We start from the raw sequence: 21,555 nt of genomic DNA, 5'->3' as shown, positions 1-21,555 counted from the left end.
TGTTTTTATTATTATTCCCATCCGGGATTCTGTTGCAAATTAGGATTCAACTGCAACTGGTCACTCGGCAACGGGAACAGATAGTTCTTTTCTTCCCATTTACGCCCCTTTTCAATAATGATACAACCTTCAGCATTGGTCTCATAAGGACAATTCGCCCACACTTTTTCATACTCCGTACCTTTCCACTGAATTCCTACAATATCCATCGGCATTTCTGTTTCTGCTGTCTTCCAACGTTTCAGGTCATCTAAGCGGAAGCCTTCATTGAATAGTTCAATGGTACGCTCACGGCGGATTTCTGTCCGCATATCCATACCCGCATTTTGGGTAATCAGTTCATTAGTCAATGGAGTCATAGCCGGATTAACACGGAGACGCACCAAATTCAAGGAAATATTCAGGTCAGTATTCGAGATCTTGTCGTCCCGTTCATACACTGCCTCTGCATAATTCAACAAAACTTCAGCATAACGGATTATAGGAAAATCATAACCTTCTTTTTTATCTTCCACCTTACGCTCTGTTGCCCATTTCTGATTGTGATATCCGGTCCCCGTCTTCGGCACAAAATTAGATATATATGGGTTCTTATCCTTTCCATCCCAAGAAGTACGTGGTTTCTGATTGTTCCAAAAGTTATCGTGAGGACGCATCATTGTATAACGCATACGATTGTCACGATCCTGAAATTCATCATCTATTTTCATATACCCTTTGAATTGAGGGTTTGTTTTTCCTCCATAAGTGATGGGAAGTCCATTTTGACAAAGATACATATTGGCGAATTTACGACTAATCCATATTGCATTATATAATGAACTTTGTGTAATATTCCAGTTGATAGGTGCCAATATTTCATCAAAGCGCCGAGCAAATATATATTCTTTATTAGCACTTTTCTGTAATCCGGCAGGATTAGACTTCGCATCCTCCAAGATGAACATATATTTCTGTGCACTGTCACCCAATGCTTCCGGTTTGAACAAACTGAATGTTTTGCTATCGATCACGTCTTTGGCAGCTTTCGCCGCAATATCCAGCAGTTCTTTTCCACGTTCTACGTTACCACGACTTTTTTGCCAGGTACCTTCGTACAACGCCACTCGTGACAAGAATGCCTGACATCCTTCCCGACTTATGCGCCCATACTCTTGTATTTCGGAGAACTTCGGTAACAGAGGAACGGCTTCTTTCAAATCTTTAATGATGAAATCAGCCACTTCACTACGATCATTCTGCTTGACATACATTCGCGCATCAGTTACCTCCATAGGTTCCTTCACCAAAATAGCATTGCCATATAGTTGCAATAAATCGAAATAAGAATAAGCACGAAAGAATTTTGCTTCACCCACATACTGGGCTATGTCACTCGGAGTGGCATATGACTCTGCATTTTTCAATAACAGATTCGTACGGCGGATGTGCGAGTAATTGCTGGTATAGTTAGCATCCGCAGGCTGTACAGCATTGCTTCCATTGCTAAATAAATTACGTTCATCTTTATTGGTAAACAGATCTGAAGTATAATCAGAATGTACCGGTTTTGTCGACTTATATTCCATTGCTCCTGAAAAGTGACGTGTCCAGCCATAGAATTGATTGGCAAATAGCAGATAGTCATCCGGTGTGTTCCAGTAGTTCGTTTCCGCCAACTGTTCTTGCGGCTCGAGATCAAGGCAAGAGTGTGTGGACAGTCCCAAGGTTAAAACGACAAACAGATTTTTTATTTTATTTAATCTCATACTATTTAATATTTAAAAGGTCAAGTTTAATCCTACCGTCAGGTTTCTCGTAAAAGGATAGCGGCCAAATGTCTCTACTTTGCGCGACGCTTCCGGATCCCATCCATCCTTGATTTTACTATTCTCCCACAAATCAGCTCCCGATACATAAATACGGGCATAGCTTATGAATTTAGTCTTCGAAAGCACATTTGCCGGAAACGTGTAGCCTAACGTAACATTCTTCAGACGAAGATAAGCACCATCTTCCACTGACCAGGAAGAACAAATATAGTTATACAGATTGATCTGTGTCTGATGTGTGTAAGTGGGATAATGGGCGTTCGGCGTTTCTGCCGACCATACATTACCAACCGACTGATTCGTTGAATTATTATACCAAGACATCATCGGTATCCGCCAATTGTCATTCTTTCCCTTTTGATTATTTTCGCCACCACGCCATACTGTGCGTTTACCGGCTCCTTGGAAAATAACCGAGACATCGAAGCCTTTCCACGATAATCCGGCATTAAAAGAGAAAGACACCTTCGGATCGTCAGTTCCCAAATATACATAGTCAGCTTCTGTCAATTTACCATCTTTATTGACATCTTCATACATATTATCTCCCAAACGCAAGTTACCAGGCATAGCAATATTGTTATTGCCATTGGCATATTGATTAATATATTTATCCAACTGATCTTGCGTTTGTATCTTACCGCAATATTTCAAACCGAACACGGAATTCAACGGATAGCCTTCACGATTTGAAACTACACCGGATTTAATCACAGCGTCACCCCCATTATCTACCAATTTGTTAGTGGTATAGGTGAAAGTCCCCCCCAGATGATAGGAAATTTCTCCTATTTTATCCGACCAGTTAATCGTGCCTTCCCAACCGTTTGCCTTAAAACTACCTCTATTAGCGGTAGGAGCTTTATCCCCCAATGTTCCAGGATAGGTGACATCAATCAACATATTGTTACACTTCTTCCAAAAAAGTTCGGCAGTACCTGTCAGTCGATTATCCAGGAAACCGAAATCCAAACCGATATTGTAGTTCTTGATGACTTCCCATGTACGGTCTGTACTCAACAGCTTACCGTTTGTATCCACATAGGAAAGTAAACCACTCCCCACTAATGCACCTCCATTCTGTTTGAAATCGTATAGCTGCACACCATCGTATCGATCAATACCTCCCTGATTACCCACTGTACCATAAGAAAGACGTAGTTTCAAATCATCGAAAACACCCAGCCCTTTCACAAACTCTTCTTCACTGATACGCCATCCTCCGGATACACCTCCAAAGAAAGCCCAACGATTCTCCGGCTGAAATTTAGAAGAACCGTCATAACGGAAATTTCCTTCAAGCAAGTATTTGGATTTATAGTTATAGTTCAAACGTGCAAAATAAGAAAGCAATGCTTCCTGATATCTGGAAGGTCCTTCATTCTTTGTGTTGCGTAATGTTATCTCTCCTATTCCGTTGATAATATTCAGTGAAGGTAAAATATTCAAAGCCTTAGTTGCAGTATAATCATATTCTTTCATGCTATATTGCGTACCAAGCATCATTCCGAGGTTATGACTACCGAATGTCCGCTTCCAGTTCAAATAGAAATTTAACGTATACAGATTGGTTCGTGCAGTTGTTTTAATATAATAAGTATCCTCTTGCCTGGGTTCCACACGCGTTTCCCGTTTTGTACCAGTGTAGTCATAATAATCTACTGTTTGGTTTTTCACGTCCCGAATGGCAGTAGAGGTGTTATACCCCAAAGTGGCTACTGCATCAAAATGCTCGTCAAAACGATATTTAAATGTCTCACTGATATTGATACCGGAAGTGTTGAGTTTGTTGTCTCCTCCCAATTCACAACGCCAGTTGGGCGTAGCCCAGTTACCCCACGCATAAGGTTTCCCATCCATCGTGGAAGAAGGAAAACCCGGTTGTTGCGTTCCGGCTGTCAAAGCTTCTCCAATTTGCGTCGGTGACACTTGATCCTGACGATAATAGAAAATGATAGACTCAAGATCAAAGTTCTTTGTAAGATGGAATGTATTACTCAAACGAAAATTATAACGTTGATTCTTATTGTTACCCCATTTCAAATTACTATCATCATACATATATCGTCCGGAAAGACGGAAGACAGACCTTTCGTTACCACCCGATACGCTCAGTTCATGTGAAGTGGAAGCTGCTGTCCCCCACATGATATCTTGCCAATCGGTATCAAAAAAGACGAAGTCGTATAAACCTTGGAAAGAATCCGGGAAAGGATTACCCGACTGCTCCACATTAATATAATGTCCCTTATTCTGACGAGCCAAAGCTACGTATTGCAGCCATTGATCGTCTGCCAGCTTTTTGTTATCATTCAAACGAGCTTGTTCCATAGCATCACACCACTCATCCAATGTCATCAGTGTAGGCTGCAACCCTACGAATTTAGCAGTTACCGAACCACTATATTCCACCTTTACCTTACCTTCTTTGGCCTTTTTAGTCTGTACCAGAACAACACCTCCGGCAGCTTTACTACCATAGATAGCTGCAGAAGCGTCTTTAAGGAAATTGATGGACTCTATATCACCCGGATTTAATTGGGAAAAATCGTCAGACTCCACACCATCAATAATCACCAACGGAGCTGAATTATTCTTCGAGAATGAACCGCGTAATTTCATATTCCAGCTCTCATCTCCCGGAGCAGCCGAGTTACGGGTTATAATGACTCCCGGCACTTGTCCTTGCAAAGCCTGTGCAGGATTAGAGAGAGCTCCCTTATCCTTTAACATCTTGTCACTAACTACGGTCACCGCACCTGTTAGTGTTTCTTTCTTCTGTGCGCCATATCCTACAACTACCACTTCTTCGAGCACTTCAGTACTCTCCTTCATTGTCACATTTAGTACCGCTTTTACACCTGCATCAATTATTTGGTCTTCGTAACCGATATAACTAAATTTCAATTTAGCACCCGCAGGAACATCTAGCGAATAGTTACCATCAATGTCGGTAATCGTACCACCCGTTTGTCCGACTACACTCACATTGACGCCGATAAGCGGCTCACCTAACACGTCAATCACTTTTCCTTTAATTTTCTTCAGGGTTTGTGCTACCGACTGCTGTTCACCGACAGCCGCTTGTATCCCAGCAACGGGATACACCACACACACCAAACAAGCAAAGATTGTTATCTTCTTCACCTGCTTTACCATACATAGCATTTTCTTTCGGAGTTTCATGAAATTAAATCTGAGGTTTTTACATTATTATTTTTATTCTCAAGACTCGGCAAGATGTGCAGACATCCCGTCATTTTACTTTTTCTGCTTTTTTTCTTCATTGGCTTCACTTCTATTTATTGATTCAGTTCATATTAAATGCAATTCTTCATATATCGGCGCATGTCACGACGTCCTAAAAATAAATGATAATCTACCGTACGCTGACTAAGATTCAACATATTGGCTATCTCTTCCGTATCTTTTTCTTCATAACGGCTCAACGCATACACCGTACGCCGTTGTACAGGAAAGACAGCAAGTATCCGTTGTTCTGTCTTACACAAGTCATCGGCAATAATCTTCTCTTCTGTTTCATTAGTAAAAGAAGGGATCATATCATAGATATAATTATTCACTTCTTGTTTTTTGTAGTATCTGCGTAAATAATCGGTTACGATGTTACGGGCAATGGTAAACAAGAAATACTTTACAGTATCCGGACGAAGCATTTGTTTATAATCCAATAAACGTACAAATACATCTTGAGCCAAATCTTCTGCCTCACAACGATGAGTGATGCGATAGGTTATGTAATTGAGAATTATCTGGTGATACTCTTTATAAGAGCAAGTTATGATATCATCAAAAGTATTAGCCATCATTGTTATTTTAAAGTTCTCTATAATATTGAATAAAGGCAGCAAGAGGAATTCCCATTGTCGGATAATTAGGATATGGATGGGGATTTCCGGTCTGTATTCCGTCACGATTCCGGTTGTACCCTTTTTCATTATCAATGGTAATGCCTATGTCAACGACATAGTATCCTTCACTTTCCCTACCATCAAATGTATCAATGATATTTTTTCGCAGTTGCCACATGGATGCATTCTGCCGTAACGTAAAATCTCCTCTGATATTGTTGAGCGAACCACAGGTTGTACACGGGATCAGAATTATAAATTTACCATCGGGCACAGCTTTGTAATATGACTCTTTCATCTCGGCAATCTTTTTATTCCATTCCCGATAATCGGCTGTCAAACTGTCGCGATAATCATTGAGCCCCAACATCTGTGCAAAGAACTTAGGTGCATCAAGATTCCACATATCCAGATATTTTCTATAATTGAAAGCCCATTTTCTCTCATCAACCTCAACATTCTTCCACTTCTTTCCTGTATAAACCATGTAGCTTCCACGTGCATTATCATACATTAAATCGTTTTTCTTCGGAGCTGCCAAATAACCTGTCTCCTTATCGAATTTAGTTATGCATTGATCGTATCTCCCACAGTTATAGACTATTTCAGTATCTGTCAGTTCACCATTAATCACCTTATAACAGTTTTTCCAAAACTCACAACTCCCCCAATATCTATATTCACCCACAGGTTGCATATATCCATGATATGATGTCATCTCTCCTTTAGGAATCTCGAAGTATTTCTTCACTGTCCATCCACCCCGCCCTTCATCATATTGTCCTTCTTCATTCTTTATATTCCTTAGTCCGACCAGTTTTATACCGGGAATATAATTCTTCGACAGCAACGCGTCCCTGAAAAAAGCTCCGTTGACAAAACTGTCCCCCAGTATCTGAACAGTAACTTCCTGAGTTCCTATTCCTTTTTTCCCTACGCATATAGAGATTGCTTTTTCTTTTATTGTTTCAAACTCATCCGAATTGACCAATTCGATTTTCATATTCGATCCATCCACAGGAGTATCGACAGAAGCTACACGATTCAGTTTTCTCGAATAAACGCAGTCACCCGAAAATCTCACAAAGTCATTGTAAGGTCTCCATCTTTTAATTAGTGCTTCGACAAAAACATCATTCCTTATATCCGAAAGCATATACAGTTTGCCCGGAATACAAATGTCATTTTTAAAGTTACTTTTCTGTCCCCAAAGCGGATGAAGTGAAAAAAGAAATAGTGGTAATACAATAAATGTTCTTTTAGATAGAATATTCTTCATGGTTCCATCATTTTGCAGTTCATAGTTATTTTTAATCACACTGCAAAAATAGACGAATCCAATCGACACCATTGAGATAATTTGTCCCGATTATTAGGTTAGTTTGTCTCATTATACCCTTTTTAGGGCATTTTCAGTATATAAATGGGAATGGAGAGACTTTTTATTTAGTCTCTCCACTACCATTCGAACGATATTGCGTCGGAGTGAATCCGAACTCTTCTTTAAAGTATTTATTGAAATATTTAATGGAATTGAATCCGACCCTGTCCGAAATCTCCGAAATATTATATGAACTGCCCCGAAGCAACTGGGCAGCTCGTTTCAATCGGACAGAACGAATAAAATCATTCGGTGTCAATCCGGTAATGGACTCAAATTTACGGTATAGCTGACTACGACTCATCCCCAAGTCATCACACAAGTTATTAACCGAGAACTCCGGATTTTCCATATTCTCTTCCACCAACCGTAAGGCTTTCTCCACAAATTCTTCATCTAAAGAAGTAATAGTGATATTCTGAGGAGAGATTTCTATTTCTTTATGAAATATTTCCTTACGCTTTTCCTGCTGTTCTAAAAGCATATTAATACGCGTCAGTAATATGTCATAATTGAAAGGTTTCGATATATAAGAATCAGCACCAGCTTTATAACTTTCTATCCGAGCTTCGTCTGAAATACGTGCCGTGAGCAAGATAATCGGAATATGTGAGGTCTGAATATTGTTTTTAATCCGGACACACATTTCCAGACCATCCACTTTCGGCATCATCATATCGGATATTATCAGGTCCGGCGACTTATGTATGGCAACTTCTTCGCCTTCGGCTCCGTCTCCAGCCTCCAGAATATTAAATTGACCTGTCAATTGTTCCACCAAAAAACGACGGAATTCTACATTGTCTTCCACTATCAAAATAGTTTTCCTGTCCGAATGTACCACCTTTTCTTCCACATCAGAAAACATAGCCGGAGCTTTGGGTTCACTGTCGTCTCCTTTCAAGTCGGAGGGAATATATATCAAAAAGGTTGTTCCTACTCCTATTTTGCTATGCACTTCTATCTTTCCGTTATGCAAAGAGACATATTCTTTGACCATATGCAAACCAATACCGGAACCTGTCACACCAGGAATTGGCTCTGACTGATAAAAGCGGTCAAATATCACATTCAGGTCTTTTTCACTGATTCCACATCCCGTATCGGATATTTCAATTCTTACGAATATCCTTTCGTCCTTTTTCTCCGTCGCTACAATCGTTGAGATAAGTCCTCCATCAGGAGTGAATTTAAATGCATTGGAATAAATATTATTCAGAATCCGTTGCATTTTCGTATCATCAAACCAGATATTCATGCCAGGACATTCGCTCTCTATCGAAAATTTTATAGATCGATTTGCCGCCAGTTCTTTAAACCCTGAACCAATGTACCGCACAAACTCTACGATGTCAGCCTGATGTAATTTCAGACTTTCACCTCCCATCTCCAGTTTCCGAAAATCAAGCAGTTGATTAATCAACTCCAACAAATTACCGGCATGGTTATAGATTGACTTCAATTTGTCCTTCATTGGATTCTCCGCTTGTTGAATAAGGATACCTAAAGGCGTCATTATCAAAGTAAGCGGAGTACGGAATTCGTGACTGATATTGGTGAAAAAGCGGAACTTCATCTGATTAAGCTCTTCTTTCTGCTGTTCACGTTTCAAGGCTTCTTGTTCGAACTGCTTTTTAAGTTTTTTCTTCCTATAAGCTTTAAAAAACAAATAGATGACTCCGCCTGCAATCAATATGTAAAATATGTAAGCAGGAACAGTTGCCCAAAAAGGTGGAGAAACGACAATAGTCATTTCAGCGGCCTGTTCTCCCCAACTTCTGTCGTTATTGGCTGTGTATACCACCAATTTATATTTCCCCGGATGTAAACCGGTATAGGTAGCCACTCCCAGGCCATTGGTCTTTATTTCATTCCAGTCCGGATCAAAATTCTCGAGTTTATACCTATAGTAGGTTTGCAAAGTATTCACATAGTTAAGCCCGGCAAATTCGAAAGTAACAAAGTTCTCATTATACTTCAAATGAATCTCACGAGTATTATTTATCGGATATTCAAGAATAACACGCCCTTTATATTCAGTGTGTTCCTTAACAGGAGAATTGAACAGACGGAATGCAGTGAATATAGGTTTATTGTGGACATGATTATAATAAATCTTTTGAGGTTGAAACGAATTAATGCCATGATGACCGCCAAAATACAGTTCTCCATCACGGGTTTTTAACGATGAATTCTCATAGAACTTTCCTCCCTGCAATCCGTCTTCTGAACTGAAGTTGACTATGAGAAAATCATATCCTTCAGAAGTCTCTTTTAATTCAATCCGTGAGATACCACTTACCGTTGATACCCAATAAATACCGCTATCATCCTCAATGATTGACGATATAGAATTGTTAGCCAATCCGGTTTCTGTAGTTATCGTATGAGCTTTCTTCTTTTGTTCGTCCCATACACGAATTCCAATATCCGTCCCAAACCATTCTAGCGAATGGCTATCTTTGTACACACAATTATAGCTTACCTGAGGCCCCATAAATTTAGGATTATCCGGATCGTCTATTTCAGGAACAAAGATTTTATCTTTATGAGTATCATAGTAGTAAATACCATTTTCCCCAAACACCGCAAAAGTAGAATTGCTGACAGGATAAAAACCATAATCGCGTTTATGAAAGCTAATTTTCGGATGTTTATCCCGCAACAATCGTATTTTTCCCGTTGAGGTGTCTAGCTCACCTACTCCTTCATTACTGACACTGACCCAGTAACGCCCATCCGGATCTTCATAAACAGCTCGGGAGATATTCTGCTCCGGGAATAACTCTGTATTAACTAATTGTTTATTGTAATATCTCACATTTTTTCCATCTATGCAGCAAAATCCATTCAAATACGTTCCAACCCACAATCTCTTTTTACTGTCTCTATAAAGAGTCAGACAAAGATCACCGGACAGAATATCTTTGAATGCCCTGCTGACTTCTCCCGTAGAAGGAGAGTAACGCATCAATCCGTATGCAGTAGTACCAATGAGTATCGTTCCGTCTTCGTCTTCCAACAAACAACGCACCGATTCGTTGGTAATCATTGTTTTATTCTGAACAGTCTGAATTAGCTTGAACTTATACATACTCGGATTATAGTAACAGATACCTTGCCACAAAGTGCCTACCCAAATTCCGTCATTATTATCGGCAAAGATGCACTGTATGTCATTACTTAACACACTGCCGTCACCTAATTTCAATCCGGGCATTGTTTCAATTCTATGTGTAGAGTTTTCAATTTTCCGCAATCCAGACCACGAAGAACCGACCCATGCGTTTCCTTGCTTGTCCAAATCCATACAGGTAAAGAAGTTGGACATACCTTTAATGGTGCTTATCTCTTGCCAACCTTTATCAGTTTTATCACGATAGCAAACAGCCTGATTATACATCAGCCATAGATTCCCATCGGAGGTAGATTGTATTTTTAACCGGTCTGTAGCTTCAGAGATACGTCCTACAAAAAAAGTATCCTGCCCGGTGTAATCTCGCAAGGTTTTGTCCCAACGACGAATCAGCCCGCTCGAATATACGATATAATAAGTATTCTTATATTGAGCTAACTCGTACGGAATACCGTGCCGATATGTAAAGTCACTGTTCCCCTTTTCGATTATCTGTAATTCTCCTGCGGATATATCAAAAAAATAGAATGTATTATCTTCGGTAAGAAACCAATAGTTCTTGCTCTCATCAATAAACAAATTCTTCAATTTTCCACTTACTCCCATCCGGCGTAATTCGGAATCAATATCATAAATAAACTGATTGGTATTCAAATCGAATAATAACAAATATCCCGGAGATTTCATCCATATCCGTCCGTAAGCATCGTGATAATCTTTAAATATTTGATTCCGGTTGAAATCCCATTTATAGATTTTCCGCCTATCGTGATAAAAATGTTCGAATGTAGCACCATTGTAGATGTTTAAAATAGAAGCTGTTCGAATGACCATACGACCATCCGGTGCCATTGTAAAATATCGTATTTGATTATCCGACATCCCATCAACCACATCCCAATGCCGAAACATATATTGTGAGTATACCTTAAAAATGCTTAGCAGGAGAACGAGTGTGATAATGCTTGTACGCTTTGTATTTTTCATAAGCCAGCCTAATTTGCCAGACAAAAATAGAGATTAAACATCAATACAACAAGGGTATACATTATAATTTTCGAAAAAACACAAATGATTAAGCGAGATAGACGTTTCATTCGTATTTCATTTAAATAAGGAACCAATTTATGCAAAATGTAATATGAAACGAATTCTTTTATGTCTTTCAGCAGCTTTATATTTACTTTTTATCCATGCAGAAAAAATAAAGCATCCAGCCTTACTTTATACCCCTCAACGAATTGAGCAGGCAAAAATAAGTGTCAGACAGGATACACGAATGTCTGAAGCTTGGAATTCAATCAGGAAAACTGCCGATAACCTATTGCAGAAAACTCAATTGAATAAGATAGACTATTTAGCACTCTCATTTCTAATGACGGATGAAAAGAAGTATGCTGATAAAATAAAAGAGATTTTGCTGGATGTCACTGAGGACGAAACTTGGGGCAATCAAGAAATGATGGCTCGTACCCCAGCCTGGAACGCCGACCTTGAGATTGCACATAAAGCTTTTTATGCAGCAATAGCTTATGACGCCATCTATCAAGAACTTTCTCAATCTGAAAGAAGAAAAATAGCTCACGGATTAAAACGTCTGGCAATGGACCCGCTATTAGGTGACTGGATCTTGGAGCCAACACGTATTCATTCACTAAACTCAATGGGGCACAACTGGTGGACTTCTTGTACGTGTATGGGTGGTCTACTTGCACTAAGCTTACAGAATGAATTGGAAGAAGCAAGAGATGCTGTAAAGATTATCAACGAAGTCCTTCCCGAATGGTTTGAGTTTGCAGGAGATGTGCTTCATCAAAAGCCAAAGACCTTTGATGAGGCCGGTGGAATGTATGAATGTCTGAACTATGCAAACTACGGGATTCAAGAGGCTTTATTATTCCGCTTAGCTTGGATGAATACTCACAAGGAAGATAAAGCAATAGAGATACCCCAACTGGAGAAGTTATCAGATTTTTTTGTACATATCTGTTATCCACGTACAGGTATGCTTTATAATATAAACTTCGGGGACAGTCATAAAAACACGGCTGCCGAAAGTAGTCTGATGTTATTATATGCAATGGGGATTCAAAATGATGATATGCTTTGGTATATGAATCAGATAGAGCAAGGGCAACACCGTGATGGATATTTTATCGACCGCCCGATAGGATTTCTCTATACTCCCAATTTGAGTAAAGCACCCAAGGTTCCTAAACTAAAGAAATCACAATTATTCAAAGACTTCGGTTGGGCAACCATGCGCAACTCTTGGGAGAAAGATGCCACAATGTTAGCCGTCAAGTCCGGATATACCTGGAATCATTCTCATGCCGATGCCAATTCATTCATAGTCTTTCATAAAGGAGAGGATATTATCAAAGATGGAGGACGATGTTGGTATGCGAATCCCGAATACCGCAACTACTTCTTTCAAAGCGAGGCACATAATGTCGTATTATTCAATGGCAAAGGGCAAAGACGAGAACAGCAATATTATGGTTCTACCTTAAGAGGATATCTGCATTATCTGTTGGATGCCGGAAATATAAAATATGTGTTGGCAAATGGTACAGGTCCTTATTCGGACCAGTTTAGCCGCAACTTCCGTCACTTTTTGTGGATAGACAACGTCATCTATATCATTGATGATTTAAAAACCTATGAAACCGGTCATTTTGAATGGTTGTGGCATCCGGGAGGAATAACTGAGAAAAAAGGGACAGATCTAAACATTACAAATGGAAATTCTTCAGTAATAGTCCGTCCATTATATCCTCGCACGTTGGCACGATCTAATTTTGTGCATGATTATCCGGACGATTTGTATTGGGAAGTAATAGAAGTACCGACTGAAGATTTGAAAAGTAAAGATAGTTATTATTCTTTTCACTTGCCTGACGAAGTCAATAGAGTGAAAGGTGTGACTGCTATTATTTTAAAAGAGACTCCCGATGAAAAAGAGCTTCCTGAGATTGAGAAACGTGAAGGTAAAAACTGGATTGGTTTACGCATCCGCAATAAGGGTAAGATTACAGATATTTATATTAATCAGTTAGCAGACGGACGATTAATGCATAGCAATTCATGGATTGAAGCCGATGGCTGGTCTACAGATGCTTATATGTTTATAGTTACATATCCGGAAAAGAGCGCTCCGGCAGATGCTAAAGAGTATTTTATTGGTTATGGCAGTTCATTAAAAAGAGGAACTACCTCTTATTTCTCCTCGCTGGCAAAACTATTTATTATTCAGAAAGAAGAAAATAGACGCATGCAGCTATGGATTGATGGCTCCACCAAAGTCAAAGCCTATATCAGAAGTTTACAATGCCCGGTATCTGTGTCTGTTAATGGGGAAAGTATTCCCATAGTCTATGATCATTCAAATCTAAAAATCGAATTATAAAGCGCGAACCAAGTGGAGTGAAATGATAGCATCGAGACTATATTTCATTATCAGCCTATTATCAGAGGTTATTATCAAGAGAGCATTGATATTCATTTATTTGAATGTTATACTAACTGTTTGACAATAAAAATAGGTGCAAGCTACAAATACATTCAGTGTGTCGGAATTTCCGACACACTGAATGTATTTAGAAAACATATCAAACAGTCAAAGATGGCATCTCCTATTTTATAGCTACTTTCGTCTGTAATCTTATGTCATCGGAAGCAGCACCAATCATTATCTGAAAAGTTCCCGGCTCCACAATCCTCTTTAAATTCCGATCGACAAGCGAGAAATCCTCTTCGGACAAAATAAACTTCACTTCCCGTTCTTCACCACGCTTCAAAAACATTTAGATGGAAAAGATATAAACAGGATAAATAGTAACTTCTTCATAAAACAAACATAAATAAAAGAAACCTGCTTACCAAAAGAATATTATCTTTTCAGTAAGCAGGCTTTCACTCATATTCAAAAATGCAAAGAGCAAAAACTCTCACAAATTTGTGTGTTCCATTAATTGATAGCTATCGGAGCATCCAACGTCTTAATAGTAATTCCATTTGTAGTACCGTTTATACGCCCTGTGGCATCTTTGATAACTCCACCTTCCTGAGTCTCTGATCCGTCTAGTTTATAATAAAGTGCCAAGCCTTCTGAAGCAGGGTCAACACCCAGCATATTCTGCTTAAGTTGATTTTCCGTACGGGCTACACTCCAAACACGGACTTCACTCATTTTACCATGGAATGGACGTTCACCCCATTTAAAACCATAGATTCTACCAATATAAAAACCCATGTCCGAATTCGGATCAAAACCGTCAATACCCCAATCTGAACCAGCCCATTTCTCACCATTTACATAAATACCTGTTTTTCCTGTCGGTTGATCATAAGTCAACGCTACATGATACCAACGATTTGTTAACAACGGTTTCGTTACACGGTAGTTCTGTCCTCCGGCCACTTCCAAATAATCTTTAGGAGTAATTCCTCCTCCTGCATCACCGATACGGAGAATCATCACACCTTCGGTTCCCATAATCGTATTATTATCGAGGAAATAATCCACATTAATCAATGCTTCGTAAGTGAATGACGAGAAGAAAGTACCGACAGGGAACTTCACAGAAATATAGTGATTACTGAAATTACCAGCTTTGGTAATTTTCAACGGTTTGGAGAAAAAGAAATATGCAATGTTTGTTCCGGAAAGAGTCGACACCGAAGACGAATGCACCCGCATAGGCAAAACATATGAGTTCCCGGCTTTCAAGGCTTCTAACCCGGAAAGTTCGACTTCTACATTATCCGCATACAATTTTCCACTCGAAATAGAAGATGTCGTACTGCTTAGCTTTACCTGCGAAACATCAAGCATCTCATAATTTGTGCCATACTTTGCATTGTATTCGTCTACTACACTTGGTTCGGCTACACTATATGATACGTCTACCTGAGAGGAAGTTGCTGACGAGAGTCTTGAAACCAGATCAAATGTCATTACATCCATTTCATCTTCCACCGAGAAATTATATTCCTTGCTTTCGAAATAAACCTTAGGCTCCAGCAGGTCATTCATGCTGTCGTTGCAAGCGCCCAACAATAACGCCATACTACCTACCATCAAATAATAGAATATATGTTTATTCATCATCTTTTTACTGTTTTAGAATTTTATAAGTCCACTTATTTCTGCGGTTTATTTTCCGCTTCGTTTTGTTTCGCTTTCCATTCATTGAAAACCCGCTGATTGATTTGAATAGCCTGACGCATCCATTTATAATTTGGCGTATTGTCATAATCATTATCGAAGCGATAAGCTCCTACTCCACCTTTATAACCTTCTTGCGGCATAGCAGCAGCCTGCTTCAGCAATTGACCTCCATTAGTGGCATACTTTTCAAAGTTCTCTGTGCAGATTATTTTTTTAGGATCAACGCCATAACCATCAAAACCGGGATTGGAACTACCATAACTTTGTATAATCCAATAATCGACATACTCATCCAATTCATGGGTAAGCCCATAAATATTTCCATCAATACAGATCATTTTATGTCCTTTACCTTCCGGATCGCTTTTCGGACCAATGTAATTGTTCATCTCTTTAACCAAATGAATCAAATGCTTATTCTGACTCAATGTGCCATCCATATCAAACACACCACTACCGATTTCCCAGTCTACATCATAACCGTCCCATTCGTTTGCATACAAAGAATCACACAGAGCTTTGGCAAACTTCGCCAGACATGCATAATGGTTTTCACTTTCAAACTGACCTTCAAATCCCCAATATTTCCAACGGGCTTGTTTCTTCGCCGTTTCCAATTGAGCCGCCGACCAGCCTTCTTCCTCCGCTTGTTTTTCCACTTCGAGGTATACCGAATTTGGTGTCGCACCCTTACCAAGATAAGAAAGCAGACTTACCTGCAACAGTTTCGTTCCTTTCACCTTTTGCACAAACTCTTTATCTGCCTTCTGCTCCGGAGTGATTTCATAACGTCCTGGAGCGCCACTCCACATAGAAACAAAATCCATACTATCGGGCATAGCAGAGAGATATCCTCTTCGATAAGCTCCAGCAGGCGCCCAATTGGAATACCATCCGAAAGCTACGGGACGATTGTAATTCCAAGCAGTCGCCTTATAGGCGCGCAGATTGGCATAATATGCCTCACTCTCCGCATTGTTCATTGTGGCATACCCGCCTATATGGTCTATCTCAATATTCTCCACATCCATGCAAGAAGTTACCATCATGCCTGTCAATGGAATAATATATAACAATTTTCTTAATGATTTCATATTCTTCATCTGTATTAAAATGATACATGTAGGTTATCTCTTACAATCCCACCACAAACGGGTAGAAGACTTATCTTCGCCACCTGCACCGTTATTGAACAACTTCAAGGCTGCTTCATAAATAGCCTTTCCCTCGTTAGTCTGAGAAAAACTGGTGGGATAAATCATACGGCGAATACCGCCCTCAAGAGTTGCGCCTTGCACTGCTCCTTTCAAAGTCTTAATGACATTCAACTTCGGATAACCGGTTCTTCTCCATTCCGTCCACGCTTCCTGTCCGTTAGGAAACAAAGCAATCCACTTCTGAATCATAATTTTTTCCAACTTCTGCTCAGTTGTCCCTTCAAACTTGACAGTAGTCTCACACGGAGCAGAAAGTGTTTGCCCATACTGATAATGGGAAAGAACATATGCCCGAGGTGACAAATTGGAATTCATATAATCGTCTACAGGTTCGGTCACACCATTCTCCTGAAAAGACATATCAATGCCCTGTTTATACCATGAATCCGCACTGCCGAAACCTTCCCACACTAAAGCTGCTTCCGCACGCAAAAAATAAACTTCCGATGCACGCAGCCAATATGTAGGAGTTCCACTTTGAATATTGGGCTTTGAGCAAGATTTATAGATATCATTCTGCGCATTGGCATGCCCTGCCGGCACCGCTTGATATGTTTTTCCGTTGAAAGCCTCAACACCATAAGAGGCATTACCATCCATCGGCAAAAAATAAACGTTCAAACGCGGGTCTTCATATCCCATCAGATAAGAAAAGATAGAAGAACCCATACGAGCTTCATTATAGTTGCCTGCCAGCCATTCAATGTTGTTGCGAAAAGTCATACCTGCTCCTTGACTCATTTGAGCCGCATCATCCTTAGCCGTCATCACGCCGATAGAATGATTTACTGCTTGAGTAGCAAACTTTTTCGCCAGTTCCGCATCAGCGAAGCGGACACGCATAGCCAAACGAAGCATCAGCGAATTGCCGTATTTCACCCATTTGGTAGCATCTCCGGCATATACCGCATCATAAGCGCCCATTACATTCACCCCATTTTCCGCCTTTTCTGTTAATTCTTCAATGGCTGCGGTCAATTCTTCAAACATCGCCGTATACACCTCTTTCTCCGAATCGAACGGAATGTTCATTGTAGCGTCCGCCGCATGAGAATAAGGCATCGGACCGAAACTTTCAAGTGTCTTGTGCCAAGCGGAAATCTTCAGAATTTGAGCCAAAGCAAAGACTTCGGGCGTACCATTTTTCTCGGACGCTATTTTCAATTTCTTCCAAGGATCAAGAGCATTGGTATAAGACTGTGTATAGGTCGCTTTTATCCAATTGTCCAACAAATAATAAGTAGTATTGTTACTACCTGCGTTCCAACCGTTACTGTTGTTCTCGCCAAAAAATCCACTCCAATTATCGGCCGATAGATGATAAGCTATTTGATACTCATTGATAACATCTGTATCATCAGCCTGTGTGCCTACGGGAATCACTGTCCGTTGCATAGCTGTAATCAGCCCTCCGACTTCAAAACCATCCATCGCACCTTCTCCGTCGCTCATCTCAAATTGGTTGGTATTGATTTCTTCAAAATTGCATGAGGCAAATAGCGTCATTGCGCATATCACCGCTAATAGTTTAAAATGATTCATTTTTCTCATAATAAAGAAGGTGTATTATAATTTAAATTTAATACCGAAGCCAAAGCTACGAACACTCGGTTGCATAAAATAATCATTACCTTGTCCGTAAGTACTAGTGGAAGGAGTCAGTTCCGGATCGAACGGAGCTTCGCAATACAACATCCAAGGATTGTTGGCTATAAACGAAACTGTAACATCTTTCAACACGTTACCAAACCACTTATTAGGCATAGTATAGCTAAAGGTAAGTTCTTGCAAACGAATATTGGTGGCACTGTATACATAGTAACCGGAAGTTTCATAATTTCCCGTACCTGTCATCTGATAATAAGACTTCGCATCTACCAGACCTTGTCCCTTCAACAATACGCCTCCCGCTTCACGAGCCTCAGCCGAACGTTTGGATACACCGAAACGATCAAGCAATGCCTCTGTAGAAGAGGTCACCACGCCTCCAAAACGTCCGTTGATCTGGAATCCGAGCCCAAAGCCTTTGTATGTCAACATATTACTCCATCCCATATTGAAATCAGGAGAAGTTTTTCCCAAATAAACGGGTTCCCCCTTTTCCATTCCAAAGGTTCCGTCGCTCTTTACCTCAACATATCCCAAGTGGTCTTTCTTCAAGAAGGTGTTGGCATAAATATCGTGGATACTTCCGCCTTCTTTCAAGATGACACGACCACCATCCTTCAAAACCTCCGGAATATTAATCGGTTCATCCATCAAATCCGTATGATAGTTTTCAACCATCTCCTTAATCTCGTTTATATTACGAGAGAATGTCAATGTTGAAGAGATTCCTAATCCGAACTTAAACTGATCGGAATAGCTTAATGAAGCCTCCCAACCACGATTTTCCACATTACCGGCCTGCAAATAAATCTGCTTGTATCCGGTAAATTCCGGAAGATCACCCAAGAAAGTCTGATTGTATGTATTAGAATGATAGTAGGTTACCTCCGCACTTAATTTATTCCACAACTTCAGACTTAATCCAAATTCGTATGACTTTGTACGTTCTGCCTTGAAATCAGTAAACGGATAGATACCGGTAGGATCTAATGCACCACCCACAATAGGGGTAGTTACCGTACCCGGAGTCAGTCCCGAACGGGATACAGGCGCACCGACTTCCGTATACGAACCGCGAACTTTCAGGTAAGAGATAAATTCGGGCAATTTGACCATCTCGGAAATAATCCCGGACAGACCGATTGAGGGATAGAAGAAAGATTCTTCATCGGTATTCACCAAACGTGAATTCCAGTCATTACGTCCGGTCAGCGTCAAATAAAGCATACTCTTCCAACCAAGTTCCAAATTGGCAAAAACAGCATGATTACGTACACGACTATCACCACCCTTTTCTGAGATACGACCATTAGCCGGATCGATATTAGAAGCCGCAAATTTATTGGGCACTCCCAATAATGTCCCTTTGTATCCTCTCTCCAATGCCCAATAGTTAGAATAGTTCCAACCCGCATTGGCAGAAATACTGAAATCAGCTATATGTTTGTTTACGTTCAACATAAAGTCGGCATATTCCTGACGGTCTTCATAGTTATTGTATCCATACAGTCCTTTCTTTCCTTCCGCAAATTTATCGTCGGATGAAGCGTAAATCTTGCGTTCAAACAATACATGTGTGTCATCCATTCTGAAACGGGCTGTCGCATTCAACCAATCGGTAATATTATAAGTCAACCCTACGTTGAACATATAACGACTCTTTTCATTCGTAGCTACATTGCGATAAGCAGTCCAGTAAGGGTTCTGTGAAGCATATACCGGATCTGCCACCGGCCAATACTGAACCGGAAGTTGGCGACTTTCATCGAAATGTTCGAATGACTTAATTCCATCAAAGTCTTCACCACGAGGGAACAAATAGGCGGCCATCACCGGATTCCAATATTGTCCTTGCGATACCATATTCTTGTCTTTCTGTTTCACATACGACGCACCTAAATCGAGTTGTAATTTATCATTAAGGAAAGTTGCCGTATTACGGATTGTGAAATTCAAACGTTCATATTCATTATTAGGCACAATACCTTTGGAATTGGTAGAAGAAACAGAAGCAAAAGTCTGATTCGATTTCGTACCGGTGGTCAACGTAACCGAATTAATAAAGTTTGTTCCGGTATTAAAGAAATCCTTCTTAGGATCATAACTTGTAGGAGTCAACAGTTTCTCACCCCAGCTTTCATACATATCTTTTTTGTTACCATACGTATTTTGAAACTCAGGAGTCATATAAGCTTTGCTGAACTCTGAAGAAGAAGAGAACTGCACTGAAAGTTTTCCTTCTTTTCCTTTTTTAGTGGTAATCAAAATTACACCGTTAGCGGCACTACTACCATACAACGCAGCAGCCGAAGGACCACTCAAAACAGAAAGACTTTCAATATCTTCGGGATTGAAGTCGGCGATTCCTTCTGTTCCGGCCTTACCTTCACCCATAATACCACTGTCGGTATTTCCCATATTGGTATTGAACAAAGGAATACCGTCCACCACATACAAAGCATTGTTATCACCTTCGATAGATTTTGCACCACGCATTACAACACGTGTCGCACCACCAACTCCACTAGCACTTTTGTTAATACTCACTCCGGCTATCTTACCGTTCAGCGAGTTTACGAAGTTAGCATCTTTTACCGTAGTCAGTGCATCTCCCTTGACTTGTTGTACATTGTAAGACAACGCCTTTTCTGCACGTTTGATACCCAATGCCGTTACAACAACTTCATCGAGCACTTCTGTATCCTGCTTCATTACAACCGGATAGAAATCTTTCTTGGAAACAGGAATTATCTGTGCAGCATATCCGATATAAGATACTTTGAGAATAGATTTCTCTGCTGCCTTGATCGTAAAGTTACCATCGAAATCGGTAATCGTACCTGTAGAACTACCATCCACAGATATATTTACTCCAATCAACGGTTCACCGCTCTCATCAGTAACCTTTCCTTTGATATTTTTAAGGATTTGTGCAACTACAGGCTTCTTTTCAGCTATTATAATGTAGTTACCTTGTATTTGGAATGAAAAGCCCGTCCCTTTTAAGATGGTATCAAGTGCGGTTTCGAGGGATGCGTTCTGCAAATTTAACTGGGCTATTACTTTTCCTGTCAATTCGGAATCACTATAATTTATAGACATTTTAGACTGTTTTTCCACAGTCTTTAAGGCATCAATGACAGTAATATTCTTTTGTTGGATAGTTATTTTACTATCATTTTGAGCCAAAGCGAAAGTCTGTATAAGAATAAGACTTAAAAAAGTGAGAAAGACCCGCTTATGAGCTATTTTTTCTGCTATTTTTTCGTAGATTTGTAGCATCTTTAGTATTAGTTAATTGGTTATTATTCTAGGATCATTCAGAATAGCGTCAATATTACGCTAATATTAAAAGAG

The 21,555-nt window shown here is 39.9% G+C and carries 11 protein-coding genes; 1 reads left to right on the top strand and 10 read right to left on the bottom strand.

From position 1 onward, the window contains the following. Positions 1–11: 11 nt before the first annotated feature. From AB5217_RS15145 to AB5217_RS15125, 5 genes are all read right to left on the bottom strand, one after another. The gene (locus tag AB5217_RS15145) at positions 12–1,748 is read right to left on the bottom strand and encodes a RagB/SusD family nutrient uptake outer membrane protein (RefSeq protein ID WP_004299802.1); all 1,737 of its coding nucleotides are present in this window, start codon (positions 1,746–1,748) and stop codon (positions 12–14) included. A 12-nt stretch (positions 1,749–1,760) separates the two neighbouring features. Continuing rightward, the gene (locus AB5217_RS15140) at positions 1,761–4,997 is read right to left on the bottom strand and encodes a SusC/RagA family TonB-linked outer membrane protein (RefSeq protein WP_004299801.1); all 3,237 of its coding nucleotides are present in this window, start codon (positions 4,995–4,997) and stop codon (positions 1,761–1,763) included. 134 nt (positions 4,998–5,131) lie between these two features. Next, positions 5,132–5,647, bottom strand: a complete 516-nt coding sequence (locus AB5217_RS15135; protein WP_371260257.1) for a sigma-70 family RNA polymerase sigma factor — start codon at positions 5,645–5,647, stop codon at positions 5,132–5,134. 1 nt (position 5,648) lies between these two features. Further along, entirely contained in the window at positions 5,649–6,962 is a 1,314-nt protein-coding gene (locus tag AB5217_RS15130) for a hypothetical protein (protein WP_229090487.1), read from the bottom strand. Between the two features lie 163 nt (positions 6,963–7,125). Further along, positions 7,126–11,187 carry a two-component regulator propeller domain-containing protein gene (locus tag AB5217_RS15125; protein WP_032845424.1) on the bottom strand — a complete coding sequence of 1,354 codons (4,062 nt, stop codon included), beginning with the start codon at positions 11,185–11,187 and terminating at the stop codon, positions 7,126–7,128. Between the two features lie 154 nt (positions 11,188–11,341). On the opposite strand from AB5217_RS15125, the gene AB5217_RS15120 reads away from it, so the two are divergent. Further along, positions 11,342–13,609, top strand: a complete 2,268-nt coding sequence (locus AB5217_RS15120; RefSeq protein WP_032845425.1) for a heparinase II/III family protein — start codon at positions 11,342–11,344, stop codon at positions 13,607–13,609. A 226-nt stretch (positions 13,610–13,835) separates the two neighbouring features. Here the strand turns inward: AB5217_RS15120 and AB5217_RS15115 are convergent, their stop codons facing one another. The 5 genes from AB5217_RS15115 to AB5217_RS15095 form a co-directional block, all read right to left on the bottom strand. Then, positions 13,836–14,006: a fibronectin type III-like domain-contianing protein gene (locus AB5217_RS15115; protein ID WP_004299796.1), complete on the bottom strand. Its 171-nt coding sequence runs from the start codon at positions 14,004–14,006 to the stop codon at positions 13,836–13,838. A gap of 164 nt (positions 14,007–14,170) precedes the next feature. Further along, positions 14,171–15,313 (bottom strand): DUF1735 and LamG domain-containing protein, encoded by a 1,143-nt coding sequence (locus tag AB5217_RS15110; protein WP_004305020.1) that lies wholly within the window; start codon positions 15,311–15,313, stop codon positions 14,171–14,173. Between the two features lie 32 nt (positions 15,314–15,345). Further along, the gene (locus AB5217_RS15105) at positions 15,346–16,467 is read right to left on the bottom strand and encodes a glycoside hydrolase family 18 (protein ID WP_004305021.1); all 1,122 of its coding nucleotides are present in this window, start codon (positions 16,465–16,467) and stop codon (positions 15,346–15,348) included. Between the two features lie 33 nt (positions 16,468–16,500). Continuing rightward, complete coding sequence (locus tag AB5217_RS15100) at positions 16,501–18,141, bottom strand: SusD/RagB family nutrient-binding outer membrane lipoprotein (protein ID WP_004305022.1); 1,641 nt, start codon at positions 18,139–18,141, stop codon at positions 16,501–16,503. 15 nt (positions 18,142–18,156) lie between these two features. After that, complete coding sequence (locus AB5217_RS15095) at positions 18,157–21,480, bottom strand: TonB-dependent receptor (RefSeq protein WP_004299792.1); 3,324 nt, start codon at positions 21,478–21,480, stop codon at positions 18,157–18,159. Positions 21,481–21,555: the final 75 nt, after the last annotated feature.

Source organism: Bacteroides sp. MSSM.1001136sp1_RTP21357st2_D2_RTP21359_211015, from assembly GCF_040913205.1.
GTDB classification, from domain to species: domain Bacteria; phylum Bacteroidota; class Bacteroidia; order Bacteroidales; family Bacteroidaceae; genus Bacteroides; species Bacteroides ovatus.
Note: the sequence above shows the minus strand (reverse complement) of the source record. Positions and strands in the feature narration are given on the sequence as shown.

Coding starts and splice junctions, on each gene's coding strand:
- AB5217_RS15100 (WP_004305022.1), bottom strand. CDS start 18,141: ATGAGAAAAATGAATCATTTTAAACTATTAGCGGTGATATGCGCAATG.
- AB5217_RS15145 (WP_004299802.1), bottom strand. CDS start 1,748: ATGAGATTAAATAAAATAAAAAATCTGTTTGTCGTTTTAACCTTGGGA.
- AB5217_RS15125 (WP_032845424.1), bottom strand. CDS start 11,187: ATGAAAAATACAAAGCGTACAAGCATTATCACACTCGTTCTCCTGCTA.
- AB5217_RS15130 (WP_229090487.1), bottom strand. CDS start 6,962: ATGAAGAATATTCTATCTAAAAGAACATTTATTGTATTACCACTATTT.
- AB5217_RS15095 (WP_004299792.1), bottom strand. CDS start 21,480: ATGCTACAAATCTACGAAAAAATAGCAGAAAAAATAGCTCATAAGCGG.
- AB5217_RS15115 (WP_004299796.1), bottom strand. CDS start 14,006: ATGTTTTTGAAGCGTGGTGAAGAACGGGAAGTGAAGTTTATTTTGTCC.
- AB5217_RS15105 (WP_004305021.1), bottom strand. CDS start 16,467: ATGAAATCATTAAGAAAATTGTTATATATTATTCCATTGACAGGCATG.
- AB5217_RS15140 (WP_004299801.1), bottom strand. CDS start 4,997: ATGAAACTCCGAAAGAAAATGCTATGTATGGTAAAGCAGGTGAAGAAG.
- AB5217_RS15120 (WP_032845425.1), top strand. CDS start 11,342: ATGAAACGAATTCTTTTATGTCTTTCAGCAGCTTTATATTTACTTTTT.
- AB5217_RS15110 (WP_004305020.1), bottom strand. CDS start 15,313: ATGATGAATAAACATATATTCTATTATTTGATGGTAGGTAGTATGGCG.